The organism is Runella sp. (assembly GCF_965279615.1).
Lineage (GTDB): Bacteria > Bacteroidota > Bacteroidia > Cytophagales > Spirosomataceae > Runella.
Genome location: NZ_OZ257252.1, coordinates 7,612,954 through 7,628,040 on the forward strand (window position 1 = coordinate 7,612,954; position 15,087 = coordinate 7,628,040).

The window sequence follows — 15,087 nt, forward strand, 5'->3', positions numbered from 1 at the left end:
ACAAGGCTAATAACAAAAACCGTACCAAATTAGATAAATAGAATTTCGTACCTTTGTGCCTGTCTTAATAAATATTGGCAGAACCTGAAATAGAAGTAAATACAAACAGCGGCCAATCGTAAAAGATAAATTGACTATGGAATCCAAAAGACAACAGAAAGTTGCCAGACAAATACAAAAAGATCTGAGCGATATTTTTCAAAAAGAAGGTCGAACTTGGTTCGACAATGCGTTTATAACTGTCACTATCGTTAGAATGTCGCCGGACTTAAGTGTCGCAAGAGTATATTTGAGTTTCCTGGCGGTGAAGAACAAAGGACTTGTTTTGGAGCAGATTCAGGAGCGCAGTAAACAAATACGGCAATTGTTGGGGCAACGTGTACGCCATCAGTTGCGCATTGTTCCTGAAGTTCATTTTTATTTGGATGATACCGCCGAATATGCGGCAAAAATGGACTCTCTTTTTGCGGGATTGACCATTCCGCCGGCTCCTAAAGAAGACGAAGATCAGTTATAAAATTCAGTGTTATTACCTATTGACCTGAAGGGGTGAGGAAACAGACTCAACCCTTCATTTTTTGACTCCTAAACCATGACTTTAGAACAGATTCGCCAAGAAATAGATGCATTAGATAACCAATTATTGACACTTCTGAATCGTCGAATGGAGTGGGTTCATAAAGTTGGTGAATTAAAACGAGCTACAAAAACGGTCATTTATCGCCCTGAACGTGAAAAAGCCATCTTAGACCGTGTAAAATCCCACAACAAAGGGCCGCTTACTTCTGATGCCATTGAGGCAATTTATCTGGAAATATTTGCCGCGGCCCGTAATATCGAACTTCCTGAACGAATCGCTTATTTAGGCCCGGAAGGCAGCTTTACGCATCAGGCCGCCGAAAGCCGTTTTGGAGCCATGAGTGAATACATGACCTTACCGACCATCAAATCCGTTTTTGAGGCAGTAGACACAGGACGGGCAAAATTCGGCGTCATTCCCATCGAAAACAATCAGGAAGGAATCGTGTACGAAACCGTAGACCTACTCAATGAAACCAGCATCAACATTGCCGCTGAATTGAAGATTCCTGTTCATTTTGCGTTGGCAACAGAAGCCGAAAACCCTTCCAAGATCAAGCGTATTTATTCCAAAGACATTGCTTTTCGTCAATGCCGAGGATTTTTGAATAAATATTTTGAACAAACCCAGCCCGAAGAAATTCAGGTTGAATCTACCTCCAAAGCGGCCAAACTTGCGGCAGAAGACCCCGAAAGCGCCGCTATTTGCTCCGTCATTGCTGCCCGGTTGTTCAGCTTGCCGGTTTTGTTTGATAATATTGAAGACAACGGCAACAACAGAACCCGTTTCTTTATCTTAGCCAAGGATTTTGTCAACCAACCCAGCGAGAACGATAAAACCACCATCATTGCCCGACTGCCTGATACCGATAAACCGGGTATCCTCGCCGGCTTTTTGCAGGACTTTAAACGCTTGAATATCAACCTTACTAAAATCGAAAGCCGTCCTTACAAAGGAAGCGAAGATTTTAATTTCTGGTTTTTTATTGAGTTGGAAGGCTATTTTAAAGATGAGAACGTTGAAAAAGTATTCAAAAAACACCGCAGCTATATCAAGTGGCTCGGCAGTTATGTGAAGAATGCATAAAAAACGTTTGTGTTCTTTTAACTTTCTTTTTCCGATAATAAAATGAGCATCAGTTGGCAGGATTTCGAAAAAGTGGAGTTGCGCGCAGGAACCATCGTTCAGGTAGAAGATTTTCCAAAAGCCCGAAAACCGGCCTGCAAATTATGGGTAGACTTAGGTGAGGAAATAGGCATAAAACGAAGCTCTGCGCAGGTAACCAAGTTGTATTCTAAAGCGGAACTTCTCAACCGACAGGTCATTTGTGTAACCAATTTTCCCGCCAAACAGGTCGCTGATTTTATCTCTGAAGTATTGGTTACAGGATTTATATTACCCGACGGAGAAGTGGTCTTGTCACAACCGGAACGTTGGGTGCCCAACGGAAGCCGATTAGCGTAAGGATTATAGGTAGAACAGCTATTCATTTTTGATTAAAATCCTTACCGAATCTATGAAAAAACGTGCCTTTTCATTGTTTTTGTTACTTCTTTGGGCCATTTGTCCCGTTTTCAGTCAAAGTCTTTATCCGATCATTCCCAAGCCTTTACTTCTGGAACCGAAAGAAGGTTCATTTATTCTTCCTCCTGATCCGATCATAGCCGTTGCAGGTACAGACCCTATGCTGCGTCGTTTGGCCGAAGAATTGGCCAATCGGATCGGAAGAGTTACCGGAAAAGATACGAAAGTTTTTGCCGGCAATTTTCGGGTAAAAGACGGAATCAATTTTGTGATGAGCAAAGACCATAAATTGGGTGAGGAAGGATATTTTCTGGAAGTTACGCCTAAACGAATCATCATTACCGCCGAACAACCCAAAGGTTTCTTTTACGGATTACAGTCATTGTTGCAGTTAATGCCGACGGAGATCTACGGCTCTGTAAGGGCAGAAAATATAAAATGGAGCGTTCCCTGTTGCTACATTGAAGATCGACCGCGTTATGCCTATCGCGGGTTAATGCTTGACGTTGGGCGGCATTTTTATCCGGTTGCCTTTATCAAAAAATACATTGATCTGATCGCCCTGCACAAAATGAATACCTTCCATTGGCACCTGACCGATGATCAGGGATGGCGGATCGAAATAAAAAAATACCCCAAATTAACGCAAGTCGGTTCGCAACGGAAAGAAACCATGTTGGGGCATTATAACGATCAGAAATACGATGGCAAACCCTACGGCGGTTTTTATACGCAGGAAGAAATTAAAGAAGTTGTCAATTACGCACGAGAGCATTTTGTAACCGTAATCCCCGAAATTGAAATGCCCGGCCACGCTTCAGCGGCTTTGGCAGCGTATCCGCAGTATGGCAATAACCCCGACAAAATATATAAAGTAGGCACAAAATGGGGCGTTTACGATGATGTATTTGCGCCCAAAGAAGAAACATTTCGTTTTCTGGAAGAAATTTTAACGGAAGTTATTGATCTTTTTCCCAGCCAATACATTCACATCGGCGGCGATGAATGCCCCAAAAATCAGTGGGAAGAAAGTCTTTTTTGTCAAGAACTGATCAAAAAAGAAGGGCTCAAAGATGCGCATGATTTACAGAGTTATTTCATCCGTCGTATTGATAAATTTATCACGTCTAAGGGGCGAAAAATGATCGGGTGGGATGAGATATTGGAAGGAGGAATTTCTCCCAACGCCACCATTATGAGTTGGCGAGGAACAGAAGGGGGAGTATTAGCGGCCAAACAACACCACGATGCCATCATGACACCCGAAAATTTTTGCTATTTGGACCACTATCAAGTGGATGCCAAGACCCAGCCCATTGCGATTGGCGGATTAACCCCCTTGGAAGAGTCCTATGCTTACAATCCTACGTCCTCCAATCTGACACCTGATGAAGCCAAGCATATTCTCGGCGTTCAGGGAAATGTATGGACCGAATACATGCCAACCTCCGACTATGTAGAGTACATGGCTTTTCCACGCGCTATTGCGTTGGCCGAAGTGGGATGGACAGCCCAACATCTTAAAAATACCGAAGATTTTAAAAAACGACTGGACATTCACAAAAAGCGACTGGATTACTTGGAGGTTAATTATTTCGGGGCGCCGACCAACAAAAAGTTCCGTTACCAATGGCCTTTGAAAAAATAGGAAAAAGGACTTTTTAAACGTAAATTAGAGGACTTGTAGCTTGTTTTGATAACTTTGCGAGTCCTTATATTCATTTTGAAATATCCCCATGCATTTAAACAAAGTTTGTGTTAAACTTTTAGCTCTCCGGCACACTTTTTTAGACTCTTTTCCTTCATTAGTTTATAGTTTATTTTTTGGTCTTTCCGGTTTACTCATTGGCTGTAAAGCGCCCATGACTACCCAGCCCAAAGCCCCTGCTGAGGCTTATCAACATACAAACATGGAAATCCAAAGTGAAAAACATAAGTCAGTAGTACACGTACCCATAGAGCTGTCGATTGCTGAAGTAACAAAGCACCTGAATGCTCAGGTACAGGGAGTAATTTACGAAGACAATAGTTTTAACGACGACAATCAGGATAATTTCAAGATCAAAGTATGGAAAAGGTCACCTATTATTGCTGAGGCCAGAGATTCACTGCTGTTTTATACCGTACCGCTAAAAATATGGGCTGAGAAAGCGTATAAAATAGCACCGTTAGGCATTGAAATAGCAGGTAGCCAAAGCACGGAATTTCAAATTAACCTCAAATTTATGACCCGTTTCGGCATTGATCCTGACTGGCAGGTAAATACAAAAACGGTCTCGGCGGGTTTTGATTGGGTGACAAAACCCGGCATCAAGGTAGCCGGAATAGATATTCCCATCACAGGGTTGGTAAGTCGTAAGATATCGGAGAACTTAGGTACAATATCCAAATCCATTGATGATAACGTTCGTAAGAATTTCATTATAAAACCATACGTGATTCAGGCCTGGAACCTGATTCGTGAACCGCGCATGATCTCGGAAGAATACCGAACATGGTTGATCATTACTCCAACCGATATTTTAGCAACCCCTTTTGAAGTTCAAAACGGTAAAATCAGAGCTACATTAGGGATCAGAGGTTTTACACAAACATTGATCGGAGAAAAGCCCGTTACGAAGCCGGTCGTTGATGTGCCTAATCTTATCATTACCAACGATGTGCCGCAAGGTTTTCAAATTGGCCTGATCGGAGTAGTACCTTACGAGGAAGCCTCTCGGTTGGCAGCCGCTCAATTTATAGGAAAAACCTTCGATTTCAAGGAAGGTAAATACAAAGTAGAAGTGACCGAAGTCGCTATTTATGGTCAAAACGACAAGTTGGTCATTAAAGCAGGTTTGAAGGGCAGTATAAACGGGGTCATCTATTTGAAAGGAGTTCCTTACTACGATGCTGCCACTCGTTTACTTTCTTTAAAAAATGTAGACTATGATTTGAGTACCCGAAACGTGCTTGTTCAAACCGCAAATTGGTTGTTACAGGGGCGTTTTGCCAAGCAAATCGAACAACAATTTGTGTTTCCGATAGGCACACAAATCGACGAAGCCCAAAAAGCTATTCGTCAACAACTTAGTAATCGTAAAGTAGCCAAAGGAATAGATTTGGGAGGACGTTTGGATACGCTGACCCCTGATCAGGTTTATCTGACCCCTACCTCATTGGTGGCGTTGGTTGTGGCAAAAGGGCGCATTGAAGTTAAAATTGATGGCCTGCTCTAAGTCAAAAAATTGAATGCCTGTTTATGGTTTTTACGATTTTTTTCTGTTTATTTGATTTTTAAAGAGCACAACTCTTCATAGATTTGTGCCCAATAGTGTAATCGGGTCCGTCTTATCGTTCCAAATTTATTTTGGGGAGGAAAGTCCGGACAGCATAGAGTACCGTACTTCCTAACAGGAAGGCAAGTCGTTGGCGACGGCGATTTGACAGCAAGTGCAACAGAAAGCAAACCGCCTCGTTTCGGATATTTTTCGAAGTCGGGGTAAGGGCGAAAGGGTGGGGTAAGAGCCCACCGCTCAATTGGTGACAAGCGAGGCATGGTAAACCTTACGGGCTGAAAGACCAAATAAGTGCCGATCTTGGAGTTACTCGCTCCAATTCTCTTCAACGGGATATCGGCATGGGTAGGTTGCTAGATTCAGACGGTGACGTTTGAACCAGATAAATGATAAGAGTCCTGATGAAAGTCAGGGAACAGAATCCGGCTTATAAGACTTGATACACTATTATTTTAAAAATGTTGGTATTACCTTTTTGTAGTAAATAACAATCATTCATTGCCCATGAAAAAAGTCAACTTTCTGTCCACTCTATTCTTTGTATCGTTTGCATTGACGAAAATAAATGCTCAAGCTCCCGCCCCTAAAAGCGCCGGCTATGAAGGTCCCAACAAATTGAATACATGGGCGCTGACAATTACTCCCGCTCTTACGCAATTTTATGGCGACTTACGTCAGCACGACTTTAAGCTGGGGCCGGAAGAACATATTACCGGTGGTCTGGGTCTGGCACTGCACAAGCAGGTGTCACCAATCTTCGGAGCAAGCCTTAATTTTTGGACAGGAAACCTCAATGGTTCAAAACAACGAATCTATAACGCTCATTTTGAGGTAAAAGGATTTCTCCAAACTTCACTCAATGCACATGCCAACCTTAAGCCTATCTTGTTTGGGTATGATAAACTTAAACGTTGGAAATGGGATGTTTATGTAGGATATGGCTATATGTGGTATAATTCAAGAGTTTACCGCTTAGGCACCAATAAAGGAACAGAACTTATTCGCAGTAATACCAACAAGAGTTCCAAAACAGCCGGAGAATGGGAACGTGACGGTTCTACTTACACCCGCGAAATAGTAGTCCCAATTGGCTCAGCCATTCACTTTGAAGCTTCACCTCGTATAGATATTGGAATAGACTTTACTTTAAATCACGTAAATACAGAAAAATTAGACGTTACCTATGGCGGTGGCGGTGGCGAACAATACGCCAGACAGGACATCTGGACATTTAGAAAAGGAGATTCTAAACAGGATAAATGGGGAAGCATTGGCATATCCGTTACCTATAAAATGGGTAAAAGTGCTGTTATGGCTAAGAAAGACGCTAAAGGAAATTGGGTTCATGACCCTGCCAAAGGCCGTTATCACTTACGTTATACCAACCCATTGGCTTTGATTCCGCCTCCATACAATCCTAATATGAAAGAAGCGGATTCAATTGCGAAGGCCAACATGCCGAAACCCGTTGATCCTCGTTTGTTTACTGACTCAGACGGTGACGGTGTAGCGGATCTTTTCGACAAAGAACCAAGTACACCGGCAAACAGTATCGTATCCGGAGGTGGGGTAGCCATGGATCTTGACAAATACATTAAAGATATCATTGCCCGTAACTTGCCGAAAGAAGAGTGTGAGGCAATGTTTGGAAATATTGAGTTTGATACTGACAAGGCCATCGTAAAAGATCCTTCGCAGCAAATTCTTCGCCAGGTAGTTGATTTGCTCAACCTGAGACCTAATTGCCGTGCCATTATTGTAGGCCATACCGATGCCCGTGCTTCTGACAACTATAATGTTCAACTTTCAAAACGTCGTGTAGAAGCTGCTAAACGTTACCTGATCCGTAACGGTCTGCAAGATCCAAGCCGTATCACTGTTGAATACTACGGAGAACTTCGTCCGCTTGCTGATAACAAATCAGTAGAAGGTATGACTCGTAACCGTCGTGTAGAAGTTAGAATTCTGCCAATGAGCGATCTGCGTTCTACTTATCCGGCAGGTTTCCGTACCGGTAAGAAGAAAGATCAGGAACCAAGCAAACCGGCGAAAGAGAAACGTCAGCGATAGAAGTAAACGCTGAGTAAAATATAGAATTCATGAAAAAGGGCAGTTTGTTTATCAAACTGCCCTTTTTCTGTTTTATCCCTCCTGAAATTATTCTTTAAGTAGGGTATTTGAAATAGTTGTTTCGACTATCGGCGGTCAGTCGGGTTGTGAGCAACCCTATGCACTCTACACATTAAGCCGTGCGAAGGGTTGTTCACAACCCGACCGGCGCAACCGGCGGATTGTTCGAGACCGTCGGAGCAATATTTTTCCTGTAAGACCTAAAACTCAGTCAAATATATCTAAGGCTTTGTGTGTCTTAATTCCAGACCAACGGATGTACGGGGTTTGAATCCGGCCCACGTAGCTTCGTTTGAGTTTTCTTTGAGTTCCAGGTATTTTTTATAGTCCAGCCCTTTCAGAAGGCTTCCCAAAAAAGCCGTTACAAAATGCTGGTTGATATTATTGATACGGCGCTCACTCCAAGCGGGTTCTGCATAACGCAGGTATTCATCAAGCGGCAACCCGGCAGCGAGTGCTTCGGTAGGAGGAGGATTTGGGGCTACATTGTGGCGAGCATTCATATAAGTCAACATATAGCGGTCGGCGTTGACAGCGCTGTTATAAATAGCTTTTATGCCTTTTTCATATCCTGAAACATCATCTTGGCTGCCTGCCACGAAGAAGGTAGGGATACTCAACCCCTTTAATCCCTCTGCATCCCATACGCCCCGTTCCATTCCCCAAGGCGCAAAAGCGACTACTGCTTTAATCCGTTTATCCAATGAGGCATTAAATGCTTCGTTTCCTGACATCCGTTTTTCCAATGCTTTGCTGCCTCCTGAGATTTGTCCAAAGAACTTTACTGCTTGAGCGCTATAACCGGCTCCGGCGGCATTGAGTGCGCCATAACCTCCCATTGAATAGCCGATTAGTGCTGTATTATCCGCATTAACTAAACCGGAAAGAAAGGTTTTGCCTTCTTTTTGACCCAATTTGGACATTTCGTTTAAAACAAATAAATCGTCTAACGACCGATTGAGTAATGTGCTTGCAAAATTTGCAGCATCTCTAAATGTAGACTCTGTATGATCAATGGCTACAACAATGTAACCTTTAGACGCTAAATTTTCAGTTAGATAAGTCAGTAAAAATCGAGAACCCGGATACCCATGAGAAACAATAAGTAACGGATAAGGGCCGTCGGCTTTGTCGGCTTGGGCGTCGCGTAAAGCACGTCCCATGAATTTGAAAGGTTTCAATGGTCTTTTTGGGTCATTGCTTGAGCCCAATACTTCGTCATATTCTACAAGTTGCTGTTTGTTTGATGGAATGACGGCAGGATACCAAATTTCAACGGTCAGAGGTCGATCATAGAGAGAATCTTTGCCATTTTTAGCGAGGATATTCAATTGGTTATTATTAACCAGCTTTAACATTTGAACTCCAACACTGTATTTTCCACGCGCTGCCAATTCAGGAGCATCGGGTAGTAAATCACCATTTACAAAATTAGTTTGACAAAAGCTAAGGGGAGAAAAAAACAGTAAAAAACACGCTGTTAAAGCTGAAAAAAGGGGATAGATTTTCATAATATGTTTAGAATGAAAGGAAAAAGAACACAGACTTACCTGATACATGCTGCTAAGAACAACCGTATATCTTATAAAAGCAATGAAAGGTTTTTTATAATGAAGAAGTAAAAATCGTGCTAAGTGAATCGGATAGTTTAACTGAGAGGAAGTAGAATAGTATAAAAGAAAGAGGAGCGTAGTTTATTCGTTTAACAATCCGCTGCTTTTTAATTTTTGCGCTACTTTTTCTTTATATGACATTCCGATGGGCAGAAAAAACGTGCTGACCCTTACTTCATTGGTAGCAATACGGTTGATATGGTTGAGATTTACCAAAAAAGAACGGTGTATTCTTAAAAAAGGATCTTGGGGAAGCACTTCTTCAATATTTGACAACATTTGGTTGACTACTACTGTGCCGTCAGGAGTGACGATTTTGACATATACTCCATAGGCTTCAATGTATAAGATATCACTGTAATTAAATCGTACCGTTGAGCGACCTGTGGGCAGAAATATGTAGTTTTTGACGGGCGCTTTCTCGGGAATGACTTGTTGATCAGGTAATTTTTTGGTAGCACGTTGGATAGAACGTAACAGACGGGTATATGAAAAAGGTTTAGTAAGAAAATCAACAACATCAAAATCAAAACACTCAACCGCCATCTCTACGTGAGAAGAAGTAACCACTACCGGCGCATGAGCCGGAAAAAGTTTTAATAACTCTAACCCTGATAAATCAGGCAGTTCAATATCTAAAAATATAATATCGGCTGTTTTTCTATTGAGATATTCAAAAGCTTCAGTAACAGTGCCACATACAACAGCTTCTTCAAACATATTGGTTTTGGTAAGAAGATAGCTTAAACTTTTTTGAGCAAGTGGATCGTCTTCAACTATTAAAGGGACAAGTTTGTGTTCCATATCGCGTACTATATATGTAATTAGTAATATTATACAAACAGATAACAGTGTTATTGAATGCTATAAAGGTCTGAAAAGCTTTGCAATTTAAAGTCATTTCAAATAGTAAATTGCCTTTTTTTTTATTTATATATTTTTTTGCATGTTTTACTTAAAAAAAGGTCTTGTTCATTAGTATTCTGTGTATTGTAAAAATACTCAATGTATTTTTGTCATATCATTTTACCCTGCTTTAATTTTTTCTTTCTCTTTTCTAATTCCATAGAAACTTAACAGAAAGCATGCCGGCACACTTCTATCAAGTGTGTCACATCTCAAGTAATTCAGAAGTTTTCCATTCAGTCTTTCTCTTTTCAACTTCTAATTTTTTTATAAGATAGGCTTTGACCTGATTATCCGGTCAATATAAAAAATTCTTGCGGGGAGGTATAGGAGTAAATCAGAAAAATATCATCTTCTTTTGTTATACGTAGTATTGAAAGGCATCTTTTCATTGCAAGGTGAAACAGGTACTAAGATTCGCTTCAGTATATGCTTCTTGATAAAAGGATTTTAAGAGATTGCTGCCGGTAGAATGTGCTCTTGCTATCCTTTAAAATGAAATTAACGGTCTTAATGAATGTTAAAAAGCAGCAAAAACCAATTTGCAGAAAGAGGGTTGTACCTAATGAGTAAATATTTTTCTTTCTTAAATTTGTGACCAATCAAAGAACAATACGTCAAATAGCAGATATATCCCTTTACACTCAATCATTTTAGGATATTTATCCTTTCTCGTGAAACTCACTGTTATAGCTCGATCGTATTGGCAGATTCTTCTTAATACGGGCATCCATTCCGGACTATCAGTCTTAGATGAACAACGTATTCGTTTGTGCAATGTATTGAATATTTGCTGCGTATTGCTTGAGCTTTCCCTAGCTATACTTGACAGCATTTGGGGGTATGGTTTCATAACCATCATAATGATTGCCGTTTTATGGCTGGTCAATCTACCGCTTTACCTGTTGTTTAAAACACATCACTACATTATTGGCTTTGTGTATGCTTTTCTGCTAGCTCATGTTATTATAATGGTTGTAGCAGGTGTTAATCGAAGACTGGGCGAAGTAGATGAGACACAAACTGCAATAGTAGGCCTTTTAGCTGTGGGAGTAGTGTTTTTTGAGGGTTATCGTCAAATTGCTGCGATTGTATTTAATGGGACTGTTTATTGGATAATATTGCTGGTTATAAAAGATATATCTTACGAATGGACATTCCGGAATTATTATTCCAATGTCACGAATTTTACAGTTTGTTATTTTTTTATATGCGCCTGCATTTACTTCACCAAGTCTATTTTCCGGCAATACCAAGCCTTGTTATTGCAACGAAATGAGCAGTTATCGAAACAAACACTTGATTTACAGGAATTAGATCAATTTAAAAACCATCTGTTTGCTGTGATAAGCCATGACCTTAGCTCTCCTTTATATAATTTACAAGCCACCATAAAATTGTTAAATGAAGGCAAACTTTCGGTAGAGCAATCTAAAAGTACGATCAGTGAAATACAGCTTAAAACCAAGGACGTAAGTCAACTGCTCAGTAATTTGCTGAATTGGGCAAATATGCAGCTAAGTGGCTATAAAAGTATCATTGTAGAAATCCCGCTCAGAGAAGTGGTAGAGGAAACAATCCTGTTTTTGCAGGATGAAATAAACGCAAAACAACTTCTGGTATATAATAATATTGACGGCAGAACGATCGGGTTAAGCGATGAAAATCACCTGCAACTAATAGTACGAAACTTACTGAGTAATGCCATTAAGTTTTCATTCATTTCAGGTACTGTTACAATTGAAGCTGATGAAAAGCCAGATGAAATAATAATTTCCATACAGGATACCGGAACAGGAATTCAGTTGACAGAACTGGAAAGGGTTTTATCAGGCACCTACCGCTCAAGCACACTCGGTACGCAAGGCGAAAAAGGAAGCGGTCTGGGATTATGGATAAGTCGTGAGTTTATCCAAAAACTTGGGGGGGAATTCTGGGCTGTCAGCCGAGAGGGAGTGGGCAGTACATTTTATTTTACATTGCCCAAATTGCAAAACTAAGGTATTATTCCGTCATTCTTCAGCTTTTGACGTACTTTCTCTTTATAAGAGAGCCCGATCGGGATTTGATGGCTTCCAACCCATAAGTCGTTAGGTTCAATGCGTTTAAGATGATCAAGGTTTACTACGAAAGAGCGATGTATTCTTAAAAATGAAGTTTCCGGAAGATTTTCTTCTATGTTTGACAGCATCTGATTGACAACCACTACTCCCGAGGCAGTCATTACTTTTACATAAACGCCGTAGGCCTCAATGTATAAAATATCCTTTAATTCGAAACGCGCCGAAGAACGCCCTGTTTGAAGAAATATATGCTTTTTTAAAGGGGTTGGTTCGGGAAGTGATACAAGTGAGTTTTGTTTTCGAATAGCTCGGTGAATGCCTCGCAATAAGCGAGTATACGAGTAAGGTTTAGTAAGAAAATCAGCAACATCAAAGTCGAAGCAGTCGACGGCCAAGTCAATGTGTAGAGAAGTGATTATTACCGGAGGACGCTTTTGAAGTAACTTCAATAATTCGAGACCCGGCAGATCAGGTAGATCCAAATCTAAAAAAAGTATATCTACCGTTTGGTGGTTAAGATAATTGAAAGAGTCCGCTACGGTCGTATAAACAGTAGGCGGCTCAAACATATTCGTTTTTGCCAAATAATCGGTCAATTCTGCCGATGCAAGCGGATTGTCCTCAACGATGAGGGCAGAAAATGTATTTTTCATCTGTTAGGCTAAGTATACCGGGCACGAATATCGCAGTCCAAAAATAACGGGCTTTTCTCATATTTTAAGAATCCATTAAATTTTTTACAGTTTTCATGCCAATAAAATGCTCATTCATTTGATAGAAATAAATAATATATAAGTTTTGACTTATATTTGTAAAAAATATGGCAAATAAGCGAATTTATAACGAGTAAATAGTTCAAACGTTGCTTAGAAGTCGGAGAACGGGCATAAATTAAAATTGTAGTCTTGAGAGGAAGAACACAATAGCGTTGCGGGACTAAAAATAATGATACTTTTTATAGATAAAATAAGTTGAGATATTTACAATAAGTACTCCCATACAGGTTGGTTTCAAGATAGATAAACGAGAAACTGCCTTTCGGGCATAAAGATTTTTCATAACGTTGAGTATAGTAGTACAGGCACAGCGAAATCCGCTGTGCTTTGTCTTTTTATGGACTTGCTGTATGTTATAGATAGATAAATATTGGAATAAGAATGTATAAGTGTATTGATTGCGGTGAAGCAATGCAGGAATTGATTTTATAATTCTACTATAAATTTACTTTCGTCGATGTAAACCGATTTTAAGCGTTTTTTTCTATTTTTGGGTAAATTACACTTTTTCTTAACCCAAACTATGAAAAAAACGCTCTACACCGCGCTGCTCGTTGCAGCCATTAGTACATTGAGCTGGGCACAATCCAAAAAAGCTCCCAAAATTACTCCTGAACAGGCACGTCTCGAAAAACTCAAGCAAGATGCTGTTGCCGGCGTTGAAAAACGCGCTGTAATGGGGCAACAGATCAACGATATGCTGTTCAGTTTTTCCGAGCTGGGCTTTCAGGAGGTCGAAAGCTTTAAGTATCTGACTGATTTGTTGGAAAAAAATGGCTTTACCATTGAAAAAGGCATTTCCAATATGCCGACGGCGTGGTTGGCCAAATGGGGGAGCGGTAAGCCCGTTATCGCCATTGGTTCTGACGTGGATTGTATTCCCAAAGCCTCGCAAAAACCGGGCGTTGCCTACCAGGATCCTATCGTAGTGGGTGCTCCGGGCCACGGCGAAGGCCATAATTCCGGTCAGGCATTAAATATTATCTCGGCGTTGGCGGTGAAAGAAATTATGGAGCGGGAAAAAATTCCCGGAACCTTAGTCCTTTGGCCGGGAGTAGCCGAGGAATTGGTAGGTGCTAAGGCCTTTTTTGTCCGTGATGGTTACTTTAAAGACGTGGATGCGTGTATTTTTACGCACGTAGCCAATAATTTAGGAGTTTCGTACGGCGATGCCGGTAATAACGGATTGGTTTCGGTACGCTTCAATTTTGAAGGGGCCGCTGCTCACGCGGCAGGTGCACCTTGGCGCGGTCGCAGTGCGTTGGACGCCGTAGAGTTAATGAACGTAGGTTGGAATTTTCGTCGCGAGCACTTGGAATTAACTCAACGTTCGCACTACGTCATTCCGGATGGAGGCGACCAACCCAATGTTGTGCCTTCCAAAGCCGCTGTTTGGTATTATTTCCGTGAACGCTCTTACCCTAAAATCAAAAAATTGTTTGATATCGGGGTCAAAATCGCCGAAGGGGCGGCCTTAATGACGGATACGAAATTTTCGTACGAAATTTTGGGATCCGCTTGGCCCGGGCATTTCAGTAAACCCATTGCTGAAGCCATGTACCAAAATATTAAGAAAGTAGGTCTGCCAACGTGGTCGGAAGAAGACCAAATGTTGGCAAAAGCATCTCAAAAAGAATTGCAGGCCCCTAAAGTAGAAGGGTTGGCTATGAAAATTGATACGATTGGCTTGCCGGCAGACTCACCTACGCGCATGATGGGTGGCCAAGGTATGTCTTTGGGCGGTGGCTCGGATGACATTGCCGATATTTCCTGGTCGTTGCCAACGGTAGTGTTACGTTATCCGTCCAATATTCCGGGACTGCCCGGTCACCACTGGGCCAATGCGATTTCGATGGCAACCCCCATTGCGCACAAAGGCGTGGTGTATGGGGCAAAAGCAGAGGCGATGACCTTGATTGATATGCTTTTAAATCCCGAAATCATCAAAGAAGCATGGGCGTATTACAAGAATGAGCAGACAAAAGAGATGAAATACGAACCGTTGATCTCGCCCAAAGAAGTGCCGGCTATTTACTTAAACCGCACGATTATGGAGAAATTCAAACCTGAACTCTCTAAATATTACTACGATCCCACCAAGTACAAAACGTATTTAGAGCAATTAGGCATCAAATACCCTACGCTTCGTGATGATCAAAAAGAAGAGTTGAAGAAGACTAAGATAGAGGCAGGAAAAGAATAATACCTATAACAAAG

The 15,087-nt window shown here is 41.2% G+C and carries 11 protein-coding genes and 1 other RNA gene; 9 read left to right on the forward strand and 3 right to left on the reverse strand.

The annotated features are described in order from the left end of the window. The first annotated feature begins 136 nt into the window (after window positions 1-136). From rbfA to ACQY73_RS32270, 7 genes are all read left to right on the forward strand, one after another. Window positions 137-517: a 30S ribosome-binding factor RbfA gene (gene rbfA / locus ACQY73_RS32240; protein ID WP_428658350.1), complete on the forward strand. Its 381-nt coding sequence runs from the start codon at window positions 137-139 to the stop codon at window positions 515-517. 75 nt (window positions 518-592) lie between these two features. Continuing rightward, window positions 593-1,666, forward strand: a complete 1,074-nt coding sequence (gene pheA / locus ACQY73_RS32245; RefSeq protein ID WP_428658352.1) for a prephenate dehydratase — start codon at window positions 593-595, stop codon at window positions 1,664-1,666. 42 nt (window positions 1,667-1,708) lie between these two features. Further along, entirely contained in the window at window positions 1,709-2,044 is a 336-nt protein-coding gene (locus ACQY73_RS32250; RefSeq protein WP_428658354.1) for a tRNA-binding protein, read from the forward strand. Between the two features lie 52 nt (window positions 2,045-2,096). Next, complete coding sequence (locus ACQY73_RS32255; protein ID WP_428658356.1) at window positions 2,097-3,752, forward strand: beta-N-acetylhexosaminidase; 1,656 nt, start codon at window positions 2,097-2,099, stop codon at window positions 3,750-3,752. A 262-nt stretch (window positions 3,753-4,014) separates the two neighbouring features. Further along, window positions 4,015-5,322 (forward strand): DUF4403 family protein, encoded by a 1,308-nt coding sequence (locus tag ACQY73_RS32260; RefSeq protein WP_428658358.1) that lies wholly within the window; start codon window positions 4,015-4,017, stop codon window positions 5,320-5,322. 99 nt (window positions 5,323-5,421) lie between these two features. Next, window positions 5,422-5,828, forward strand: an RNA gene (rnpB, locus tag ACQY73_RS32265) — RNase P RNA component class A. Window positions 5,829-5,886: 58 nt separating this feature from the next. Further along, window positions 5,887-7,452, forward strand: a complete 1,566-nt coding sequence (locus tag ACQY73_RS32270; RefSeq protein WP_428658360.1) for an OmpA family protein — start codon at window positions 5,887-5,889, stop codon at window positions 7,450-7,452. Between the two features lie 281 nt (window positions 7,453-7,733). On the opposite strand, the gene ACQY73_RS32275 is transcribed toward ACQY73_RS32270, so the two are convergent. Together ACQY73_RS32275 and ACQY73_RS32280 are read right to left on the reverse strand one after the other, a co-directional pair. After that, window positions 7,734-9,023, reverse strand: a complete 1,290-nt coding sequence (locus tag ACQY73_RS32275; protein ID WP_428658362.1) for an alpha/beta hydrolase family protein — start codon at window positions 9,021-9,023, stop codon at window positions 7,734-7,736. 183 nt (window positions 9,024-9,206) lie between these two features. Continuing rightward, entirely contained in the window at window positions 9,207-9,929 is a 723-nt protein-coding gene (locus ACQY73_RS32280; protein ID WP_428658363.1) for a LytR/AlgR family response regulator transcription factor, read from the reverse strand. A gap of 776 nt (window positions 9,930-10,705) precedes the next feature. Here ACQY73_RS32280 and ACQY73_RS32285 point away from each other — a divergent pair. Further along, on the forward strand, window positions 10,706-12,031 hold the full coding sequence (locus ACQY73_RS32285; protein ID WP_428658365.1) for a sensor histidine kinase: 1,326 nt from the start codon (window positions 10,706-10,708) through the stop codon (window positions 12,029-12,031). On the opposite strand, the gene ACQY73_RS32290 is transcribed toward ACQY73_RS32285, so the two are convergent. Next, entirely contained in the window at window positions 12,028-12,747 is a 720-nt protein-coding gene (locus ACQY73_RS32290) for a LytR/AlgR family response regulator transcription factor (RefSeq protein WP_428658367.1), read from the reverse strand. The genes ACQY73_RS32285 and ACQY73_RS32290 overlap by 4 nt on opposite strands. A gap of 646 nt (window positions 12,748-13,393) precedes the next feature. Here ACQY73_RS32290 and ACQY73_RS32295 point away from each other — a divergent pair. Further along, window positions 13,394-15,073 (forward strand): amidohydrolase, encoded by a 1,680-nt coding sequence (locus ACQY73_RS32295; RefSeq protein ID WP_428658369.1) that lies wholly within the window; start codon window positions 13,394-13,396, stop codon window positions 15,071-15,073. Window positions 15,074-15,087: the final 14 nt, after the last annotated feature.

Excerpts from the sequence above, each read along its gene's own strand:
- rbfA (WP_428658350.1), top strand. The coding sequence starts at position 137 with ATGGAATCCAAAAGACAACAGAAAGTTGCCAGACAAATACAAAAAGAT.
- pheA (WP_428658352.1), top strand. The coding sequence starts at position 593 with ATGACTTTAGAACAGATTCGCCAAGAAATAGATGCATTAGATAACCAA.
- ACQY73_RS32250 (WP_428658354.1), top strand. The coding sequence starts at position 1,709 with ATGAGCATCAGTTGGCAGGATTTCGAAAAAGTGGAGTTGCGCGCAGGA.
- ACQY73_RS32255 (WP_428658356.1), top strand. The coding sequence starts at position 2,097 with ATGAAAAAACGTGCCTTTTCATTGTTTTTGTTACTTCTTTGGGCCATT.
- ACQY73_RS32260 (WP_428658358.1), top strand. The coding sequence starts at position 4,015 with ATGGAAATCCAAAGTGAAAAACATAAGTCAGTAGTACACGTACCCATA.
- ACQY73_RS32270 (WP_428658360.1), top strand. The coding sequence starts at position 5,887 with ATGAAAAAAGTCAACTTTCTGTCCACTCTATTCTTTGTATCGTTTGCA.
- ACQY73_RS32275 (WP_428658362.1), bottom strand. The coding sequence starts at position 9,023 with ATGAAAATCTATCCCCTTTTTTCAGCTTTAACAGCGTGTTTTTTACTG.
- ACQY73_RS32280 (WP_428658363.1), bottom strand. The coding sequence starts at position 9,929 with ATGGAACACAAACTTGTCCCTTTAATAGTTGAAGACGATCCACTTGCT.
- ACQY73_RS32290 (WP_428658367.1), bottom strand. The coding sequence starts at position 12,747 with ATGAAAAATACATTTTCTGCCCTCATCGTTGAGGACAATCCGCTTGCA.
- ACQY73_RS32295 (WP_428658369.1), top strand. The coding sequence starts at position 13,394 with ATGAAAAAAACGCTCTACACCGCGCTGCTCGTTGCAGCCATTAGTACA.